Here is a 20,685-nt window from a genome sequence, read left to right on the forward strand (position 1 = left end):
TGATACATTAGTACTTGTCGCTGAGTTGCATAGCAATCTGATTTTTATCGATTTAACTCAGTAACAATCCAAAAAGGAGAACAAAATGGAAAGCAGAGGTTTAGGAAGGGGTTTAAAGGTGGAAGAAAGACGTCAGTTACTACATAAAGGATTAAAAGCAGCCGTATTTGGCGTACCGCTGTTGGCAATAGGCTTAACGATTAATAGCTCGGTGCTGATGACCGATGCGGGTTACAGCTACGTGCATCAGAATAATATTACTGGTGAGTTGGATGTGTTTACTGAACCTGGCATTCATTTTCGCATGCCATTTCTGTCCAAAATCACCAAGTATGACCAAGTCATCACCGTGTCATTCGGTAACAGCAAGGGCGAAGATTTTTATCAACGTCTTGATGCGATTCAGGTTCGATTTGCCGACACCTATATTGGTCAGATCCCCGTAACATTCCGCTTTAAGCTCAGTAATGACCCTGAAGCGGTGAAGAAGATGCATAAAGAGTTCCGCAACAACAGTAACTTGATCGATGCGCTGCTTGTAAAGAACGCACGTAACGTAACGGTGATTACCGCAACCCAATACACGGGTGAAGAGTTTTTCCAAGGTGGTTTGAACCAGTTCAAATCGAAACTTGGCGATCAGTTACGAGAGGGGATTTATCTAACAGAGCGACGTCAGGTTGAAGTGGAAGAGTTGGATCTTGCGCCTGTTGGGGCGAATCAAGCTAATCCGAACCAATTACAGCGCACCAATCAACTGGTATGGAAAACTGTGCCAGTCGTAGACAAAACCGGGCAACCGATTCGTCAAGACAATCCGTTACAACAATACGGTATTCAAGTGACGCAGGTGACCATTGGTGACCCACAGCCCGAAAAGCAATTAGATCAGTTATTGGCAGATAAAAAGCGTCTAGTGGCGGATCGTATTCGCGCGATTCAGGAACAAGAAACGTCGAAAGCACAGGCAGAGACCGAGCAGTTACGCAAAGAGATTCAACGAACACGTGAGGTGCAAGACGCTCAGCGTGGTAAAGAACTCGCAATTATTGCTCAGCAAAAAGAAGTGGAAGTTGCACGTCAGATTGCAGAGCGTGAAATCGTTGAAGTGGAAAAAACCAAACGACTTGCTGAAGTCGAGAAGGAGAAAGAGCTAGCTATCGCAGAGGCTAACTTAGCGATTCAAAAAGCGAACGCACTTTCTGCTGAGTTTGAAGCGAAAGCGATATTAGCGAAAGGTCGCGCAGAATCTGAAGTCCTTAAAGGTAAGTATGCGGCGTTAGGAGCAAACCGTGAAGTTTACTTGGCAGAATTGAATCGAGACGTAGCGAACTCGCTGTACAACAATTTGCAAAACTTCCAAGTTCAGATGCCACAAAATTACATTGGTGGAAGTGACGAAACGGGCTTGAAAACAAACCTAGATGTGATTACTGGCTTTGGTGCTCTGGGTCTTATGGACCAGACAAAGAAGGTCGCACAGCAATAAGATCATGGGTGGTCAAAAGCTTAAAAAGCAAAAAGATCATAGGTAACCCAAAGCAATAAAAAAGCTGGCATTTAGCCAGCTTTTTCTTTTTTGGTCAGTCTCTTAAATCATGAAGATAAAGATAACTGCTAGTGCAGTGATGAGGCCTGCAAATGCATAACATGCAATTTTACCAATCACACCAGTGTGGAATTTAAGGTCGTGCATGCCGTGGTGTACACGGTGCATTGCATGCCACATTGGCAATGCTAGCGTGCCAATGATGAATAGCGCACCGATGATGCTGGTTGCGAAGGCAGAGACACGCTCGTAGCTCATCGCTTCTGCGTCAATCACGCCTAGTGGTACCAAGATACCTAGCACAAGAACGGTGATTGGCGTGATCATCGCGAACCAAGTACCACCTGCGCCAAACAGACCCCACCAGATTGGCTCATCAGAACGTTTTGGTGATGTGTTTACACTATAATTCGGTTTCATTGCTCAGCTCCTTACACCACGATGAGAACGATCAGTGAGATGAACGCAACCGCGGCCCACTGAGTCAATACGATGATCTTCTTGTCCACTGGTTTGCCCTTCAAACGAATTGGCATTACTTGTGGCATCATGCTGAAGAAAGTTTGAGCGTGGAATAGGCTACCGAGTAGTGCAACGATGTTGATTGCGACTACGATTGGGTTCGCCATGAACGCTAACCAACCTTGCCATGCTTCAGGACCTTTCACCAAGCAACCTAAACCGAAAGTTAGGAACAGAGTGAATAGGATTAACGGAAGCACCGTCGCTTCACGTAGCATGTAGAAGCGGTAGAAAGGATGGTTCTTCCACCAAGTGCGTTTTACTTCACGAACGTAAGGTTTACGATTGCTCATCCTTATGCCTCCACTTTCTTTGGTGAACCATCAGGTTTCAACATAGCAATCACGAAGTCCATAGAAGACTCCACTTTGCCTTGGTTTACTGCCGCTGCTGGGTCAACGTTCTTCGGACAAACTTCAGAACAGTAACCAACAAACGTACAACCCCAAGCGCCGTTTTCACCGTTGATAAGCTTCATGCGCTCATCTTTACCGTTGTCACGACTGTCTAGGTTGTAGCGGTGGGCTAGCGTTAGTGCAGCAGGACCGATGAACTCTGGGTTAAGACCAAACTGAGGACATGCGGCATAGCACAGACCACAGTTGATACAGCCAGCGAACTGCTTGTATTTCGCCATCTGTTCTGGCGTTTGCAAGTTCGTACCGTCTTCTGGTTTACGATCGTTACCAATGATGTATGGTTTGATTGCTTCTAGGCGCTCGATGAATGGCGTCATATCAACAATCAAGTCTTTCTCGATTGGGAAGTTCGCTAGAGGCTCGATAGTCACGCCGTCTGGGTAGTCACGTAGGAAGCTCTTACAAGCAAGTTTCGGTACGTTGTTCACCATGATGCCGCAAGAACCACAGATCGCCATACGGCAAGACCAACGGTAAGACAGATCTTTGTCTAGGTGATCTTTGATGTAGCCAAGTGCGTCAAGCACAGACATGGTTTCATCGAATGGTACTTCGAATGTTTGCTTGTATGGTTCTGCATCTTTTTCTGGGTCGTAACGCAGGATGTCTACTTTTTGAATGCGATTTGCTGACATTATGCTTGCTCCTCTGCGTTCTTCTCTTCAGCCGCGGCTTTTTCTGCTGCTTCACCGTATAGACGAGCTTTTGGTTGTGACTTAGTGATGGTCACATTGCTGTAATCGATACTTGGTGCTGACTCTGGCTTGTAGAAAGCAAGTGAGTGTTTTAGGAAGTTCACGTCATCACGCTCTGTACAACCATCGTCTAGACGTTGGTGCGCGCCGCGAGATTCTTTACGTAGAATCGCAGAGTGAACCATCGCTTCTGCGACTTCTAGGCCGTAACCCACTTCGATTGCATATAGAAGGTCTGTGTTGAACACTTTACCTTTGTCTTTGATGCTGATGCGTTTGTAGCGTTCTTTCAACTCAGTGATTTTGTCGATAGTCGCTTGCATCAAATCTTCTTGGCGGTAGATACCACAGCCCGCTTCCATGGTGTGACCCATTTCTGTGCGGATCTCTGCCCAGTTTTCGTCGCCTTCTTGGTTCATCAGTTTTGCGATGCGTTCTTCAACGGCTTTGACTTGCGCGTCAATTGCCGCGTCGTTCCAGCCTTTGAATTCTGCCGCACGTTTCACTGCGTTTTCACCAGCTACGCGGCCAAATACTACGAATTCAGCCAGTGAGTTAGAACCTAGACGGTTTGCACCGTGAAGACCAACAGACGCACATTCACCCACCGCGAATAGGCCTTTAATGCGAGTTTCACAACCGCCGTCCGTTTCAATACCACCCATCGTGTAGTGAACGGTTGGACGAATTGGAATTGGCTCTTTTGCAGGGTCCACGTTTACATAAGCTTTTGCTAGCTCACAGATGAACGGTAGACGTTCTTGTAGGTACTCTTCACCAAGGTGGCGAAGGTCTAGGTGCACCACGTCACCCAGTGGGTGTTTGATGGTGTTGCCTTTCTGTTGTTCGTGCCAGAAAGCTTGAGAAACTTTGTCACGAGGACCCAGTTCCATGTATTTGTTCTTCGGTTGGCCAACTGGAGTTTCAGGGCCCATGCCGTAATCTTGTAGGTAACGGTAGCCATTCTTGTTAACGATGATACCGCCTTCACCACGACAACCTTCCGTCATCAGGATACCTGTGCCTGGAAGACCGGTTGGGTGGTATTGAACGAATTCCATATCACGTAGAGGAACGCCGTGACGGTAAGCCATTGCCATACCATCGCCCGTTACGATACCGCCGTTGGTGTTACAGTGGTAAACACGGCCCGCGCCACCTGTTGCTAGAACAACAGATTTTGCTTTGATAGTAACAAGCTCGCCTTCAGACATGTGAATAGCAATCAGACCTTGAACTTCGCCTTCATCAACAAGCAGATCCACCACAAAGTACTCATCAAAACGTTTGATGTTGCTGTACTTCATTGATGTCTGGAATAGCGTATGAAGCATGTGGAAGCCAGTTTTGTCTGCAGCGAACCAAGTACGTTCAACCTTCATACCACCAAAGCGGCGTACGTTGACTTCACCGTTCTCTTTACGACTCCATGGGCAACCCCATTGCTCCATTTGGATCATTTCGCGAGTCGCGTTCTCTACAAAGTATTCAACAACATCCTGTTCACATAGCCAGTCACCACCGCCAACAGTGTCGTTGAAGTGGTTGTCTAAGCTATCTTCATCCTTGATAACTGCTGCTGAGCCACCCTCTGCAGCGACCGTGTGGGAGCGCATTGGATAAACTTTAGAAATCAGAGCGACTTCTAAGTCTGGGTTTGCTTCAGCCGCTGCAATAGCAGTACGAAGACCAGCGCCGCCTGCGCCGATGACTGCGATATCTGTGGTGATAATTTGCACAGTTATCCTCCAGTGTGTGATTGCGGAAATCCGCTTGTTATTGTCATTACGAGGCGCTCCTTAAAAAGAACTCCCCAAAAGTAGTAGGGTTAGTGTAGATGAGCCACATGGCAGAAAAATTGATGTAATTGGGTTTTTGCTTCGGTAATGCACTTAAGGGCATAGAATTTATAGGTTATGTGACTGCTATCACGGCATCGAGGTTTTGGCCCTCAAGCATTAACATTAGGGATGTTAAACCCGTGTTGCGTGACATTAACCGCATGGATAATAGGATTTTAACTGAGTGTTTTTTGTTCTGCGGCACGAGTAATGCTTGCCTCAAATTTGCGAGCACATTAGTAAAAAGAAGAAGGGATATTCCTCTCTTCTTGAAGAGTAAAAAGCATGTAGAATGAGACTTTCCTCGCTGAATTAAAGTTTGAGAGACTTGTTATGCAAACCAACTGGCAACCTACTGCTTCCATTGACCAACTTCGTCAACGTGCGACGTTAATCGCGTCGATTCGACAATTCTTCGCTGACCGACAGGTGATGGAAGTCGATACGCCAGCCATGAGTCACGCAACCGTGACTGACATCCATTTGCATACTTTCCAAACCGAGTTTGTTGGCCCAGGCTATGCCGATGGCAGTAAGCTGTTTTTTATGACCAGCCCAGAATTCCATATGAAGCGCCTTTTGGCTGCGGGCAGCGGTTGTATTTATCAAATCAACAAAGCATTTCGTAATGAAGAGAATGGTCGCTACCACAACCCTGAATTCACGATGTTGGAGTGGTATCGCGTTGGCTTTGACCATCATAAATTGATGGATGAAATGGATGACCTGTTGCAGCTGGTATTGAAGTGTGGCGCAGCGCAGCGCATGACGTATCAGCAAGCCTTCATTGATGTGTTGGGTGTGTGTCCACTGGAAGGCTCGATGACTGAGCTGAAAGCGGCGGCAAGCAAGCTGGGTTTGAGTGACATTGCTGAGCCAGAAGAAGATCGCGATACGCTGCTGCAACTACTATTTAGCGTGGGAGTAGAAAACAAAATTGGTCAGGACGTGCCGGCTTTTGTGTACGACTTCCCTGCATCACAGGCGGCGCTTGCGAAAATCAATCCTCAAGATCATCGCGTCGCGGATCGTTTTGAAGTGTACTTTAAGGGGATAGAGCTGGCGAACGGATTTCATGAACTGGATAACCCGAAAGAGCAATTAGCGCGCTTTGAACAAGATAACGCAAAGCGTATCGAAATGGGTTTAAAACCACAGCCGATCGATTATCATCTGATCTCTGCACTGGAAGCAGGGTTGCCAGATTGTGCAGGGGTCGCGTTGGGTATCGATCGTTTGATCATGCTGGCGCTAGGCTGTGACCACATTGATCAAGTGACGGCCTTTCCATTTCCAATTGCATAAGGACGTCCAATGAACCTGACGGCTGCACGTTTCGTCATCTTTAGCTACGCCATATTGATCGCTTTTTTATCTCTGAGTTCAGGTGAACTGCAAGACTGGGGCAATATCGCGTATCTCGACAAAATGCAGCACGCTATGGCGTATAGCGGCTTTGCGTTTTTAGGTTGCTTTTGCGTGTGGCGTTGGCGTCAACGTTGGGCGGTGGCGATTGGTATTTTGCTATTCAGCGCCGTTATTGAGTGGTTGCAAGGGTATGTAGGGCGACAAACTTCTTGGTTAGACCTTGTCGCCAACTCAACTGGCATCTTAACTGGTCTGTTATGTTACCGTATTTGGAGCCTCTATCGACCTAGGTTGGTGAAGTCGCTATACTCGATTCGTTAATGAAGAGGGAACACGATAACAATGAAAACGCGCGACAAAATCGTCTACGCGGCACTGGAGTTGTTCAACCAACATGGTGAGCGAAACATCACCACCAATCACATTGCCGATCACATCGAAATTAGCCCTGGTAATCTGTATTACCACTTCCGCAATAAGCAAGAAATCGTTCGTGAGATCTTTGCGCTTTATTCAGCAGAACTTTTAGAAAGATTTACCCCTATTCAAGGTTCGCAAGAGAGCCTGACTATGCTGAAGAGCTACCTAGACTCTATTTTTACCTTGATGTGGAAATACCGCTTTTTCTACGCAAACCTACCAGAAATCTTGTCACGAGATGAACAGCTACACGAGCAGTACATCGATGTGCAAGAGAAGCTGCAAGCGAATCTCATTGCTATTATGCAAGAGTTTGTAACGATGAAGCTGTTGAATGTCGATCAACAACAGTTGAAGTCATTGGTATGTACATTGCACTTGATTGCGTGTAGTTGGTTGGCGTATCAATCCGCGATGGCTTCAAAAACCAACATTACCGAGCAAATGGTGAAGCAAGGGATGTTGCAGATGCTTAATGTCGTTAAGCCATTAGCAACTGAGCAGGGCTTAGAGCAGCTACTGTTATTAGAAGATGCGGTTAGCAATCTACACAGTTAAACGTCAAACTGCTTAATATTTCGAGAGTCACTCTCATTTTCGAGTCGTGGCTCGAGTTGACTTGTCAAATATGCCACGCACAATAGTCCCATACGCTAAAAACCCTTGCAGGGATAAGATTCTCGATAAAGGAACTATCGCCCCATGAATTACGACATTTTTAATGGTGATGCTGATGGCATCATTGCTCTTCTACAATTGCGTTTGGCTGATCCTGTCGATGCCCAGTTAATAACCGGTGTAAAGCGCGACATCAAGCTGGTGGAAAAAGTAGACGTGCAAGCGGGTGATGAGCTGACTGTGTTAGACATTTCGATGGAAAAGAACATGGCAGGTCTAGAGCAAGCTTTGGCTCAAGGCGCGCACGTCTTTTACGCCGATCATCACAAAGCGGGCGACATTCCTCAGCATGGTAATTTGGATGCGCACATCGATCTCGATGCCAACATGTGCACGGCGTTGATTGTCGATAAGTTGCTCGATGGACGTTTTCATGACTGGGCGATTACGGCGGCTTATGGCGATAACATGATTGCTAAAGCCGATGAGTTAGCGAATAACGCGGGCTTGTCGCAGCAACAGAAAGAGCAGCTAAAAGAGCTGGGTACTTTAATTAACTACAACGGCTACGGCTCGAAAGTTGAAGATTTACACTTTCATCCTGCAGAGCTGTACCGAGCTTTGCTGAAGTACACGTCACCATTTGAAGCTATTGAAGATACGGCCTCGCCATACTACCAATTGCAATCGGCTTACCAACAAGACATGGAGGCGGCTCTCGCAGTGCCTGCCATGCATGAGAGCGGTAAGCTGAAGTTGTTTGAGTTACCAAACACGGCGGCATCACGCCGAATCAGTGGTGTTTATGGCAACTGGCTGGCAAACCAAAACCCTGACTCTGCGCATGCGGTACTTACTGAAAATGCAGATGGGACTTATACGGTTTCACTCCGTGCCCCGTTAAACAATAAACAAGGTGCCGTGGCCGTGTGTGGTCAGTTCCCGACAGGTGGGGGGCGAGAGGCGGCGGCAGGAATCAACGCGTTAAGCAAAGATGATGTGAATGCTTTTATTGATGCGGTAGAAACCTACTACGCATAGTATTTTCCAAAATATGAATACAAAAAAGGAGCCGAGTGGCTCCTTTTTTATGACAAGTCAATAAGTCAGATAATTAGCGCTTTAACCAAGATTTCGGATTCTGCGCTTCACTATTACGACGAATTTCGAAGTACAGCGATGGCCTGTCTTGACCGCCCGTATCACCCGCGAGAGCAATCACTTCGCCGGCGGTGACTCGGTCGCCTTCTTTTTTAGTTAAGGCTTGGTTGTAACCATAGAGGGTCATGTCACCTTTGCCGTGGTCGAGCAGTACCACTAAACCGTATCCGCGCAGATACTCCGCAAATACGACAGTACCAGGATAAACGGCTTTCACTTGTTGACCATAGTTGGCAGACAGCACCATGCCCTTCCAGTTTACCTGCCCGGTTTGTCGCGTACCAAAGTTGTGTAACACACTGCCTTTTAGTGGCCAAGGCAACTTACCGCGCTGTTTGCCGAGTCCGTCCATTGGCACCGCATTACGCTTCGCTGCTTTGGCGATCTCTGCTTTTAAACGGGTTTCGTTGCGTTGCAGCTCTGCTAAGTAGCGTTTGTCATTCTTGATACTGCTCTGAATTTTATTCAGGGTTTGCTTACGCTTGGATTGTGTACTCGCTAGCGCTGTACGTTTTTCGGATTGCTGCTTGAGCAGAGTCTCGATTTGCTCTTTTTCTAGCTCGAGTTGGTTTTTGTTGTGCGCTAATTCTTGGGTTATTTTGGTGATCGCATCAATCACTTCAGCACGTGCTTTAGCTAAATGCTGGAAGTATTGGCTCATGCGGTCTTCTTCCACACCTTGATTTAACAAGTGACCATTGGCCTTCGCTCGCTCGGTTACGTAATACGTTTGCAGCAGCTGTTTGAGTTCTTCTTCTTGCTCTTGACGCTGTGCTTCTTGCAAGGCAATTTTCTCTTCTAGGTTTTCTATGTTTTTGTCTGCTTGTGCGAGGTTAGACTTGGTTTGTCGTATTTCACGCTCAAGCTTAGAAATACCAAGCTCTTGATCTTTTAGTGATTTCTGTAACTCATTGAGCTGCTTTTCTTGGGAAGAGAGCGATTTGCGCTGACGGCTTATCTCACTGGATACGCCTTTGAGCTCTTGCTGACTCACAGCAGAGGAGGTAATGGGATAAGTGGCAGATAAAGCACAAGTTAATAAAATAGCCGAGCGTAGAACAGGGTGATTTTGTTTTCGCACTTGAGAGTTACCTACCACGTTGTTGTCAAAAAGGTTTGTTGACGATTAAATACCATCTCCATGGATAAAGCTTTGCGACTTGCCGTTAAAGCCTTGATCCATATCGAGAGAGGGTTTGTCCGTTTTTGGACGTCCGACGATTTTTGCAGGCACGCCAGCCACCGTTGTGTGAGGAGGCACGGCTTGCAATACCACAGAGCAAGATCCGATTTTCGCGCCTTCACCGACTTCGATATTGCCAAGAATCTTTGCACCAGCTCCGATCATCACACCCTCGCGAATTTTCGGGTGACGATCACCGCATTCTTTACCAGTACCACCAAGGGTGACATCTTGCAGTATAGACACGTCGTTTTCGACCACGGCAGTTTCACCAATCACGATGCCTGTTGCATGGTCGAGCATGATGCCACTACCAATGCGCGCTGCAGGGTGGATATCGACCTGACATGCTACCGAAATCTGATTTTGTAGGTAAGTCGCAAGAGCGTGACGACCTTGCTTCCACAGCCAGTTTGCTACTCGGTAGCCTTGCAGTGCGTGATAGCCTTTTAGGTACAGCAATGGCATTGAGTACATTGAAACAGCAGGGTCGCGATTGACCGTGGCACAAATATCACAAGCCGCGCCGTCAGTGATGGTTGGATCTGCCGCAAAGGCTTCTTCAACCACTTCACGCACAGCCATCGCTGGCATGGAAGCGGTGTTCAATTTGTTAGCCAGAATATAACTCAGAGCGGCACACAAACTTTCATGCTTGATAATGGTGGCATGATAGAAGCTCGCCAGCATAGGCTCTTGTTCTGACATTTCACGGGCTTCTGAGACAATTTTGTTCCAGACTTTTTGTTTTTCGCAGTGTTTCATTCTCAATATCCAGAGTGGTTCTTCCGTGACCCGACAACTTCAATTTTTCTCAGATGAGCTGCAAAGGGCGGTAGATTGCTACTTTCCTTCGGCTTTTTTGTCACGAGCAAGTAAATCTTGCGCTGCTAAGCGCGCATCTTTTCCTTGATACAATACTTGATAAATTTGATCAACTATCGGCATCTCAACACCCATACGTTGAGAGAGTAGCCATACTTCTTTTGTATTGCGGTAACCCTCAACCACTTGGCCAATTTCTTCTTGAGCCGTATCAACGTCTTTACCTTGGCCTAATGCCAAGCCAAAGCGTCGGTTACGTGATTGGTTATCGGTACATGTCAGGACAAGATCGCCTAAACCTGCCATGCCCATAAAGGTTTCTGGCTGTGCACCCAGCGCAGCACCAAGGCGACTCATTTCAGCCAAGCCACGAGTAATTAATGCAGTACGGGCGTTGGCGCCAAAACCAATACCATCAGACATACCCGCACCAATCGCAATAACGTTTTTCACAGCGCCGCCCAATTGCATACCAATAAAGTCACTATTGGCATATACGCGGAAGGTTTTGCTACAGTGGATTTTTTCTTGTAGATCCGCAACAAATTCAGAATCTGGAGACGCAACTGAAATTGCAGTCGGCATACCCATTGCGAGCTCTTTCGCAAACGTTGGGCCAGACAATACTGCTAGTGAGTAGTTTTCACCGATAATGTCATAAGCGACGTCTTTCAGCAGGCGCCCCGTTTCAGGTTCAAGCCCTTTGGTTGCCCAACAGATGCGAGAGTCTTCGCGCAAGAATGGTTTACAGCTGTTTAGCACGATGCCAAAGACATGGCTTGGAACCACAACCAACAAATCTCGGCTTGCTTGAACGGCTTTTTCTAAATCCGATTCAATGATCAAGCTTTCAGGGAAATCAACACCTGGTAAGAAGGCATGGTTAGCTCGGTCTGCTTCTAGGCGAGCCATGTGCTCTGGCTCGTGTCCCCAAAGGACAACGTTCGCGCCGTTACGAGCGAGTGAAATTGCCAAAGAGGTGCCGTATGAGCCTGCGCCAATCACAGTCATTGCGATGTCTTTACCGTAAGCATTGTTTGTATTTGCTTGTGTCATGCTACCGCCTAATTGTCTTGCTACTAGTAGAATCTAGTTCCTAATCGTCAAATTTTACGCCTTCTGGCGATTAGGAACTAGGAACTTTTGTCAGAAATAAAAAATGCACATTGCATCGGATGGTAGACGCTCTGTGCATTTTATTTGAGTCGGTGACGTCAGCACTGTGGCTATTCGTCACTTATAAAACGTGAATTACGCTTCAGCTTCGCCTTGTTGAGCTTGCTGTTGTAGGTAGTTCATGAATAGCGCGTCAAAGTTTACTGGCGCTAGGTTCAGTTGAGGGAACGTACCTTTAACGACTAGGCTTGAGATAGTTTCACGAGCGTATGGGAATAGGATGTTCGGGCAGAATGCGCCTAGGCAATGTGCAAGTTGACCAGCTTCCATTTGTTCAGCAGTGAAGATACCACCTTGTTGAACTTCACATAGGAACGCAGTCTCTTCTTCGTTCTTCACAGTAACGGTTAGGCGTAGAACAACTTCGTAAACGCCTTCACCAAGCTCACGGCTTTGAGTGTCTAGGTCTAGTTTAACGTCTGGGTTCCACTCTTTCTGGAAAATTACTGGAGAGTTCGGCGCTTCAAAAGAAACGTCTTTTAGGAAGATGCGTTGAATTGCGAAGTTTTGTTGTGCGTCTTGAGGTGCTGCTTCAGCCATTTTTTAATCCTTAAATCAATATTTGTTGAGCCTAGAAACGTCTAAGCTCAGAAAACTGGTATGTCCTGAGACTAACTGAGCCAATCTACCTTGACTAGATGAAGCGTGTATTACGTGCAAAGCGTCACAACTTAGTGCTCCAACTGCTTTCAATTTGCTCAGTTTTTTGTCCGCGAGGCTTGGTAAAAGCGCGTTTAAACACGAACTTTCGTTCTTGCCACGTTCCTACTTCTTACCGCGAACTAACGGCAGGTTCGCTTCGTTCCACGCAATCAAACCATTTTTTAGTAGGCTCACGTTTTCGAAGCCTGCTTTTACTAGTAGGTTTGCGCTTTCTTGAGCGGTCTGTCCTGTCTTACATACCACAATGATTGGGTCTGATTTGTGGTTTTCAAGGCTACCCAAGTTACCCGCTTTGATGTCTGACGGTAAAATGTGAAGTGAGTCGGTGATATGACCTTTTTTGAACTCGTCTTTGGTACGGATATCCACTACAACGCCGTTTTCACGGTTCATAAGATGAGTCAGTTGGTTTACGTTGATTTCTTTGTATGCGGCTGTCGCTGATTTCACGATGTTCATGATAAAGGCGACAAGAAGACCTACCCAAACCAAAGATAGAATCATGTTCTGTTGGAAAAATTCAATGTACTCTTGCATGTCTTGAGCTCTTACGCTGTTGGCGGAAAAATAAAGCAGGAGTATAGCGAGGTTACGGCTCTTAGGCGAGAGGGTTAAAATTTTCTAACGAATAATTGAGATCTCTATAAACCCGTTATGCCCTTACTATCCGTACATTTCGCTCTGGTAGCTTGATTGCTTTGGCCTATTGGACTTATCGGTTTAAGTGACTTCTGTTTTACTGAGAAAAGAGAACAATAGGTATTAACCCATCTTGTTTGATGTTGCTTTAAATTAGCACTGTTTCAAGTGCAAAAATAAGAATGAGAAGCGTAAGAAAACCGAACTTAGACTGGGGTGTACAAAGCGTATTAGAAATGACTATGCTTGTGGAACACGTTTGTCGGCACTGACTCGTTGTTCGCTTAACTTGTAAGATAGCAACAATAAATCGCAAACATTATTTGATCTTAACCTACAGTTTTGGTTAAAAAGTGTAGTAAAATTACGCTAGTTTTGTTTCAAGGTTAGATAGGGCAGCGAGGCCCTACGCCAAAAGTTACTTAAATTTGATGAGGTCATCACTATGTCAGCTAAGAAGCCACTGGCTCTAGTTATCCTTGACGGTTACGGTTACCGTGAAGACACAGCAAGTAACGCAATTGCGAATGCGAAAACACCAGTAATGGATGCTCTGATTGCGAATAACCCACACACATTAATCTCTGCTTCAGGCATGGATGTTGGCCTTCCTGATGGTCAAATGGGTAACTCTGAAGTTGGTCACACTAACATTGGTGCAGGCCGCGTTGTATACCAAGACCTGACTCGTATCACTAAATCAATTGCGGATGGTGAGTTCGAAGAAACGCCTGCGCTAGTTGAAGCTATCGACTCTGCAGTGAAAGCTGAAAAAGCAGTACACATCATGGGCCTGATGTCTCCAGGCGGTGTTCACTCTCACGAAGACCACATTTACGCTGCAGTTGAAATGGCAGCGGCGCGTGGCGCAGAGAAAATCTACCTACACTGCTTCCTAGACGGCCGTGACACACCACCACGTAGTGCTGAAAACTCACTACAACGTTTCCAAGACCTATTTGCGAAACTAGGTAAAGGCCGCGTTGCTTCTCTAGTAGGTCGTTACTACGCAATGGACCGTGACAACAACTGGGATCGCGTCCAAGTTGCTTACGATCTTCTAACTCAAGCTAAAGCTGAGTTCACAGCAGAAACGGCAGTTGCAGGTCTAGAAGCGGCTTACGCTCGTGAAGAAAACGACGAATTCGTTAAAGCAACAACTATCAAAGCGGAAGGTCAAGAAGACGCAATCATGCAAGATGGTGATGCGGTTATCTTCATGAACTACCGTGCTGACCGTGCACGTCAAATCACTCGTGCATTCGTTCCTGCGTTTGACGGCTTTGAGCGTGCAGTATTCCCAGCAATCAACTTTGTGATGCTGACTCAATACGCGGCTGATATCCCTCTAGCTATCGCATTCCCACCTGCGTCTCTAGAAAACACTTACGGTGAGTGGCTATCTAAACAAGGTCAAACTCAGCTACGTATCTCTGAAACAGAGAAATACGCACACGTGACTTTCTTCTTCAACGGTGGTGTTGAGAACGAATTCGAAGGCGAAGAGCGTCAGTTGGTTGCTTCTCCAAAAGTTGCAACGTACGACATGCAGCCTGAAATGAGCTCTCCAGAACTAACAGAGAAGATGGTTGCGGCTATCAAATCAGGTAAGTTCGATACCATCATCTGTAACTACCCGAACGCAGATATGGTTGGTCACACTGGCGTTTATGAAGCGGCTGAGAAAGCAATCGAAGCTCTAGATGAAAGCGTGGGTAAAGTGGTTGAAGCAATCAAAGAAGTTGGCGGTCAACTATTGATCACTGCGGACCACGGTAACGCAGAAATGATGATCGACCCTGAAACTGGCGGCATCCACACTGCTCACACTAACCTACCAGTGCCTCTAATCTATGTAGGTGACAAAGCGGTTGAATTCAAAGAAGGCGGTAAACTGTCTGACCTTGCACCAACAATGCTTTCTCTAGCAGGTCTAGAAATCCCTGCAGAAATGACGGGTGAAGTATTAGTTAAATAATTAACTAACGGCTCCGAATGACAAAAGCCCGAGTTTAAACTCGGGCTTTTTTGTATCTGGCAATAAGGGCTGGTCTGTAAGGTTACTGAACCAAAATGCCCGCACCAATCACAGCTAGGGCTGCGCCCAACCATGCAAATCGGTTTGGTCGGCGTTTAGTGTAAATCCAGAGCAGTGGTAGCAACATAATTGGCGTGGTTGAAGATAGAAGTGCAACCATACCTACATTTCCTTCTTGCAGTGCGTATAAGATTAGCGTCATGCCGACGGCCATCGCCAAGAAACCATTAAGGGCAGTAATACCAAATATGCGCCAAGTAATGTGTTGCGTCGAGCGAGCGACTTTGACTCCTAGAATTAACAACATGCTGTGGGCGAAAAAGGCACTGATCATTCGAATAGCAGAAGCCGCAACTGGGTCAATACTGGTTTGCATTACTGGCTTGGCGATGATGCCGCCCAATGCTTGGCACATTGCTGCGGTTAAGCCAAGTCCAATACCCACCCAGATGTTACCTTTAATGTCTTCCAAGACGTTATTCACTTGACCTCTTCGGCCAAAGAATATCGCCATCACCACGCCGCTAAATACCAATGATGCGCCCAGTAGTTCTATTGTGGTCATGACTTCGCTAAATAAGAAGTAGCCCAAGATGGCAGAGAACACGGCGTGGCAAGAGAAGAGTAACCCGGCTTGTCTTGGCCCCATACGATTCAAACACGCGAATAGAGCGGTATCGCCAATAAAAATACCAATCAGTCCTGAGGCCATCATTGGCGTTACATGTTCCCAAGAAACCGTTAACCAGCCGCCAGTTATCCAGGCCATTGTTGATAAGATCACGGCTGTGCAGCCCATACGCCAGCGGCTGTAAGAAAATGCGCCTAGGTGTTGTGCAGGAATGACCGAAATTAGGCTAGAAACTGCCCACAGAAAAGCGGCGCATAAAGCAAGCCATTCGTAACCCATGATGTGTCGACGTCCTTGTAGAGTAGAGGAGTCTTAATATGCACGAAATTTATGGGATGTAAAAGCCGCTCTGTAAGGGCAGTAGCTGGAGAGCAGCTCCATGACAACACGCTTTTTCATGGAGCTCTTCGATTAAAACAGTACCAAAACTGCGCCATACACGATAAGTAGACCAATCAAACCAAGAATCAGCCCCACTTTCGCCATGTCTTTGCTCTCGATGAGGCCTGTTGAATAAGCCAAAGAGTTTGGTGGTGTGGAAACCGGTAAGATCATGCCAAGTGATGCGGAGAAGGCGACGACAACCAGTAAACCTTGTAGGCCACCAACCGCAATAAGGCTTGGCATGGATGTACCAATAGCGGCAGCAATAGGCATCAATAAGTTTGCCGTTGCGGTATTAGACATAAAGTTCGCCATTAACCAACACACTACTGATAGGGCTAAAACAACGGCAAATGGTGATAGCAGGCTGTAATCAATGGCGTGCGCTAATGCTTCGGCTAAGCCCGTTTTGTCTAAGGCAATACCAATTGCTATACCACCGGCAACCAGCCATAAAACATCCCAGTTAATCAGCTTGAGCTCTTCTTTTCCCATAATGCCCGTTAACGTGAACACTGCTAGTGGGATAATCGCGACAACATATGTATTCATGCCATGCACTTTCGTTGTCATCCAAAGCAAAATGGTTAGTGCAAAAGTGATGTAGACGACGATCGCACGCCAGCTCTTTTTGAATGTACCATCTAGCTTTAGTTTCATTTCTGGTTCGCTAGACGGAAACAGCTTTTGCAACAAGAACCAAGCTACAGTGAGTTGTACCAACACAAAGGGTAGACCCATTGTCATCCACGATAGGAAGTCTATCGCGTTTTCTCCAGTGAGATATTGAAGCGCTATCGCATTAGGTGGCGTGCCTATCGGAGTCGCAATGCCGCCTGTATTCGCTGCAATTGGAATACACAACACCAGTGCTTTAATGCCTAAATCCCCTTTAGGTGCTGAAGCGACGATGGGGCCAAGCAGGGCTAGCATCATCACGGTCGTGGCAGTATTGGACATAAACATTGAAAAAACGGCGGTAATTAACATCAAGCCCAGCATGATGAACTTAGGTTGGGTGCCGAATGGTTTTAATAGAACTCGGGCGAGGTTGTTGTCGAGCTCGTATTTGGAAGCCGCAATCGCAAGAGCAAAACCACCCATAAAAAGAATAATGATCGGTGAAGAGAAGGCCGAGAAAATATCGGTGTAAGCAATTAACTCTCCTAAATCATGCCCCGCTGGTGGATTGCGAAATAGATGCAAACCTTTATCCGATATCATGATCAGTTCAAGAGCGATAATAAGAATGGACGTAGCAAAAACGGGAACCGGCTCGAGAACCCAAAGTAGGGCAGCAAGAAGAAAAATAGCTAACAGGCGATGCTGAATTAAAGTGAGATCGTCAATAGGAATAGCATCGATCGGCATCATCAAAACACCGAGCGGAATTAAAAAGCACACCAGCAATTTCGCCAACGTGTTTACACTCATCTTTGGCATTGGCTGCCCCTCTAAATATTCATTCTAAGCGCAGGATAATTGATTGTGGAATGAGGGTCTTAGAGGCAGGTATGAGTTTGAGAAATAGAGGCTAAATTTCGAACGGAGTTTTGCTTTTTATCAATAAAAAGAGCCCTGAATAAAGGGCTCTTAACGGTGTTTTACTCAATTTTTTAAGGCGTAAGGTGTGCCCATAACGGTTGGCTTACCGTTTTCCATGCTTGCGTCAAACTCAATCGCGTCTTTGGCAAACAGGTTAATAACAGTAGAACCCAGTTTGAAGCGGCCCATCTCTTCGCCTTTTTTCAAGATCACGGCCTTGTCACCCTCTGCTGGGTAATCCCATTTGTAGACAGTGTTTCCACGAGGCGGAGTGATCGTGCCAGCCCATACTTGCTCAATGCTACCAACAATTGTCGCACCAACAAGCACCTGTGCCATTGGACCAAACTCAGTATCGAAGATACACACCACACGCTCGTTACGTGCAAATAGGTTTGGTACGTTTTCTGCTGTCAGAGGGTTTACTGAGAACAGGTCACCTGGTACGTAAATCATTTGGCGCAGAGTGCCGTCACATGGCATGTGTACACGGTGGTAATCGCGCGGAGATAGGTACAATGTCGCAAAAGAACCATCTTTAAATTCGTCAGCTAAATTCGCGTCACCGCCCAGCAATTCTTGTGCTGAGAAGTGATGACCTTTTGCTTGGATAAGTTGACCATCTTCAATAGGGCCAAACTGGCTAACACAAGCGTCGGCTGGATGAGTGATGACGTTTTCGCCTTCAGAAATTGGGCGTGCGCCTTCTTTTAGCTCACGAACGAAAAACTCGTTGAACGTTTTAAAATGCTTAGGATCTGAGTGCTTTGCCTCATCCATATTCACATTGTATTGTTTGATAAACCAACGAATAACTGCTGTTGTTAGACCGCCAGCTTTTGCTGAAGCCAGTTTACCCATTAGGCGAGTGAGGCCGTGTTGTGGGATCCAGTACTGCAGTCCAACTTTAAACTTGTCCATCTTTAATTCCGATACTTCTGTTAGATTCGCGCTTTAGGGCGCGTGATGTTACTGAAATTTAATTTGCTTGTCAGTATTAGGTGAAGACTTTTTACACAGTTACAGCCTTAACTCAATTACAGATCGGCTTTTTTATTACGTGAATACTGACGATTTGCTTTGTTTTCAACCATGCTTTCCAAAATGCGATGATAGTTTTCAAAGCGAGTTTCGTTAATTTCCCCGTTCTCGACAGCTTCGCGTAGAAGGCAGCCTGGGTCATCATTGTGTTTACAATCTCGGAACTTGCAACCGCCTAAATATGGTCGAAATTCAACGAATGCTTTTGTTACTTCTTCTGCTTCCAAATGCCAAAGACCAAATTCACGTACTCCAGGTGAGTCGATCAAATCGCCACCCGTTGGAATGTGGTATAAACGTGCAGCCGTCGTGGTGTGTTGGCCCAAGCCAGAGTTCTCAGAGACTTCGCCTTCTTCCACTTCGCTCTCTAGTTCCGGCATTAACGCGTTGACTAAGCTGGATTTCCCTACGCCTGATTGACCAACAAAGATATTAATTCGGTCACGCAGCAGGGTTTCTAGTTCAGCAATGCCTTCTCCAGACTTCTTGCTGACCAGAAGCACTTTATAGCCAATGCGTTCATATTCTTTGAGCCATTCTTCATACATTGCACGATCATCGGCTTCTAGAAGGTCGACTTTATTTAAGACCAACAATGGCGCAATATTCAGTGTTTCTGATGCAACGAGATAGCGGTCAATAATATTTAGCGATAGCTCTGGTAATACCGAAGAGACAATGACCATTTGATCAATATTGGCTGCAACGGGTTTTAGGCCATCGTAATAATCTGGACGAGTGAGCACTGAAGAGCGAGGCTCTACCGCTTCAACAACACCAGAGATGCCCGCCATAGACTCCAATCCTTCGCGCCATAAAACACGATCGCCAGATACTAGAGACTCAATACCACGGCGGAGGTTACAGCGTTGAATTTCGCCTGTTTCAAGGTCTTCAATGTCCGCGTGCTGACCAAAACGAGTGATCACGAGACCTTGCTTGCTGGCGCCTAGCATGTTTTCATCCCACTGGATGGAATCTTCTTGCTTCTTCAAACGCTTTTGTTGGTTGCTACGTACGCGTCGCACCTGACCTTTGGTTAACTTTTTCTTCTTTGCCACAATTCTGTACTTTATGTGAATTTACTCAAATGGTTGAGCCGTACTCTTGGCTCCGTGTATGAGTATCGTGTTTCTCGTATTTTGAGGTATAGTACCTCTTTTATCGATAAACAAATAGGCGGCGTAACCATGTCCTTTAGCGATCAAAACCTAATTTGGGTTGATTTAGAGATGACAGGGCTTGATCCTGAAACGCACAAAATCATCGAAATTGCTTCTATTGTCACGGATAGCGAACTAAATATTTTGGCTGAAGGTCCAGTGTTAGCGATTCATCAGCCGGAAGAAGAACTGGCGAAAATGGACGACTGGTGTACTAATACGCATACGGCAAGCGGTTTGGTGGAGCGCGTTCGAAACAGTCAAATCTCAGAACAAGACGCAGTCGCACAAACCATTGAATTTTTAGAAAAATGGGTGCCAAAAGGGGCGTCGCCAATATGTGGTAACAGCATTGGGCAGGATCGTCGCTTTTTATACAAGCATATGCCTGAGTTGGAAGAGTTCTTCCATTACCGATATGTTGACGTTAGTACTCTTAAAGAACTAGCACGTCGCTGGCAACCTGAGGTGCTAAATGGGTTCACAAAACAGGGAACACATTTGGCCTTGGACGACATTCGTGAGTCCATCGCAGAACTTAAGTACTATCGAGGTACTATTTTCAAGATTTAACTGTTAAGGTTGCGATCCAAATTGTTGTAATTTATATCGCTTTTGATTGCTTTTTCGTCGTTCAGTAAAAAAATAAAGTTTTTTTGAAGGAAGGACTTGCATCACAAAAAAATGCTCTTATAATTCGCAGCCCTAAACAGCGGAAACGTTGTTGATGCGACACTAGCTCAGTTGGTAGAGCGCAACCTTGCCAAGGTTGAGGTCACGAGTTCGAACCTCGTGTGTCGCTCC

The 20,685-nt window shown here is 46.2% G+C and carries 20 protein-coding genes and 1 tRNA gene; 8 read left to right on the plus strand and 13 right to left on the minus strand.

Annotated features, from left to right (window positions below):
* Positions 1-85: 85 nt before the first annotated feature.
* Positions 86-1,489 carry an SPFH domain-containing protein gene (locus tag R7P67_RS17580; protein WP_005386397.1) on the plus strand — a complete coding sequence of 468 codons (1,404 nt, stop codon included), beginning with the start codon at positions 86-88 and terminating at the stop codon, positions 1,487-1,489.
* A gap of 102 nt (positions 1,490-1,591) precedes the next feature.
* Here R7P67_RS17580 and frdD read toward each other — a convergent pair whose 3' ends face one another.
* The 4 genes from frdD to frdA are packed head-to-tail and all read right to left on the minus strand — an operon-like array spanning position 1,592 to position 4,924.
* Positions 1,592-1,969, minus strand: a complete 378-nt coding sequence (frdD, locus tag R7P67_RS17585; protein WP_005381493.1) for a fumarate reductase subunit FrdD — start codon at positions 1,967-1,969, stop codon at positions 1,592-1,594.
* Between the two features lie 11 nt (positions 1,970-1,980).
* Entirely contained in the window at positions 1,981-2,364 is a 384-nt protein-coding gene (frdC, locus tag R7P67_RS17590) for a fumarate reductase subunit FrdC (RefSeq protein ID WP_005381491.1), read from the minus strand.
* Between the two features lie 2 nt (positions 2,365-2,366).
* Positions 2,367-3,125, minus strand: coding sequence for a succinate dehydrogenase/fumarate reductase iron-sulfur subunit (locus R7P67_RS17595; RefSeq protein ID WP_005381489.1), 759 nt, complete (start codon positions 3,123-3,125; stop codon positions 2,367-2,369).
* Positions 3,125-4,924, minus strand: a complete 1,800-nt coding sequence (frdA, locus tag R7P67_RS17600) for a fumarate reductase (quinol) flavoprotein subunit (RefSeq protein WP_005381487.1) — start codon at positions 4,922-4,924, stop codon at positions 3,125-3,127. The genes R7P67_RS17595 and frdA overlap by 1 nt, the downstream gene beginning before the upstream one ends.
* A gap of 435 nt (positions 4,925-5,359) precedes the next feature.
* On the opposite strand from frdA, the gene epmA reads away from it, so the two are divergent.
* The 4 genes from epmA (at position 5,360) to R7P67_RS17620 (ending at position 8,473) form a co-directional block, all read left to right on the plus strand.
* Complete coding sequence (epmA, locus tag R7P67_RS17605; protein ID WP_005381485.1) at positions 5,360-6,331, plus strand: elongation factor P--(R)-beta-lysine ligase; 972 nt, start codon at positions 5,360-5,362, stop codon at positions 6,329-6,331.
* Between the two features lie 9 nt (positions 6,332-6,340).
* Entirely contained in the window at positions 6,341-6,715 is a 375-nt protein-coding gene (locus tag R7P67_RS17610) for a VanZ family protein (protein ID WP_005381482.1), read from the plus strand.
* Positions 6,716-6,736: 21 nt separating this feature from the next.
* Positions 6,737-7,372, plus strand: a complete 636-nt coding sequence (locus R7P67_RS17615) for a TetR/AcrR family transcriptional regulator (RefSeq protein WP_005381480.1) — start codon at positions 6,737-6,739, stop codon at positions 7,370-7,372.
* A 144-nt stretch (positions 7,373-7,516) separates the two neighbouring features.
* Positions 7,517-8,473 (plus strand): acetyltransferase, encoded by a 957-nt coding sequence (locus R7P67_RS17620; protein WP_054575298.1) that lies wholly within the window; start codon positions 7,517-7,519, stop codon positions 8,471-8,473.
* A 73-nt stretch (positions 8,474-8,546) separates the two neighbouring features.
* On the opposite strand, the gene R7P67_RS17625 is transcribed toward R7P67_RS17620, so the two are convergent.
* The 5 genes from R7P67_RS17625 to R7P67_RS17645 all read right to left on the minus strand — a co-directional run bounded on the left by R7P67_RS17625 (position 8,547) and on the right by R7P67_RS17645 (position 12,977).
* Positions 8,547-9,692, minus strand: coding sequence for a murein hydrolase activator EnvC family protein (locus R7P67_RS17625; RefSeq protein ID WP_005381476.1), 1,146 nt, complete (start codon positions 9,690-9,692; stop codon positions 8,547-8,549).
* 27 nt (positions 9,693-9,719) lie between these two features.
* Positions 9,720-10,541 carry a serine O-acetyltransferase gene (cysE, locus tag R7P67_RS17630; RefSeq protein WP_005381475.1) on the minus strand — a complete coding sequence of 274 codons (822 nt, stop codon included), beginning with the start codon at positions 10,539-10,541 and terminating at the stop codon, positions 9,720-9,722.
* Positions 10,542-10,619: 78 nt separating this feature from the next.
* Positions 10,620-11,657, minus strand: a complete 1,038-nt coding sequence (gene gpsA, locus R7P67_RS17635; RefSeq protein ID WP_005381474.1) for an NAD(P)H-dependent glycerol-3-phosphate dehydrogenase — start codon at positions 11,655-11,657, stop codon at positions 10,620-10,622.
* A gap of 195 nt (positions 11,658-11,852) precedes the next feature.
* Complete coding sequence (gene secB, locus R7P67_RS17640) at positions 11,853-12,317, minus strand: protein-export chaperone SecB (RefSeq protein WP_005386410.1); 465 nt, start codon at positions 12,315-12,317, stop codon at positions 11,853-11,855.
* A 225-nt stretch (positions 12,318-12,542) separates the two neighbouring features.
* On the minus strand, positions 12,543-12,977 hold the full coding sequence (locus tag R7P67_RS17645) for a rhodanese-like domain-containing protein (protein ID WP_005386415.1): 435 nt from the start codon (positions 12,975-12,977) through the stop codon (positions 12,543-12,545).
* A 547-nt stretch (positions 12,978-13,524) separates the two neighbouring features.
* On the opposite strand from R7P67_RS17645, the gene gpmM reads away from it, so the two are divergent.
* Entirely contained in the window at positions 13,525-15,057 is a 1,533-nt protein-coding gene (gene gpmM, locus R7P67_RS17650; protein WP_033907178.1) for a 2,3-bisphosphoglycerate-independent phosphoglycerate mutase, read from the plus strand.
* An 82-nt stretch (positions 15,058-15,139) separates the two neighbouring features.
* On the opposite strand, the gene R7P67_RS17655 is transcribed toward gpmM, so the two are convergent.
* The 4 genes from R7P67_RS17655 to rsgA form a co-directional block, all read right to left on the minus strand.
* A complete protein-coding gene (locus R7P67_RS17655) occupies positions 15,140-16,027 on the minus strand; it encodes a DMT family transporter (protein ID WP_005386417.1) in 888 nt (295 codons plus the stop codon).
* Between the two features lie 132 nt (positions 16,028-16,159).
* Complete coding sequence (locus R7P67_RS17660; protein ID WP_005386418.1) at positions 16,160-17,575, minus strand: SLC13 family permease; 1,416 nt, start codon at positions 17,573-17,575, stop codon at positions 16,160-16,162.
* Between the two features lie 165 nt (positions 17,576-17,740).
* Complete coding sequence (gene asd, locus R7P67_RS17665) at positions 17,741-18,598, minus strand: archaetidylserine decarboxylase (protein ID WP_033907177.1); 858 nt, start codon at positions 18,596-18,598, stop codon at positions 17,741-17,743.
* 116 nt (positions 18,599-18,714) lie between these two features.
* Complete coding sequence (rsgA, locus tag R7P67_RS17670; RefSeq protein ID WP_005386419.1) at positions 18,715-19,779, minus strand: small ribosomal subunit biogenesis GTPase RsgA; 1,065 nt, start codon at positions 19,777-19,779, stop codon at positions 18,715-18,717.
* A 129-nt stretch (positions 19,780-19,908) separates the two neighbouring features.
* Here rsgA and orn point away from each other — a divergent pair, with 129 nt between their 5' ends.
* On the plus strand, positions 19,909-20,454 hold the full coding sequence (gene orn / locus R7P67_RS17675) for an oligoribonuclease (protein WP_017635574.1): 546 nt from the start codon (positions 19,909-19,911) through the stop codon (positions 20,452-20,454).
* Positions 20,455-20,610: 156 nt separating this feature from the next.
* Positions 20,611-20,683: transfer RNA gene (locus R7P67_RS17680), tRNA-Gly, on the plus strand.
* Positions 20,684-20,685 lie beyond the last annotated feature (2 nt).

Source organism: Vibrio sp. Vb0937 (genome assembly GCF_033338855.1).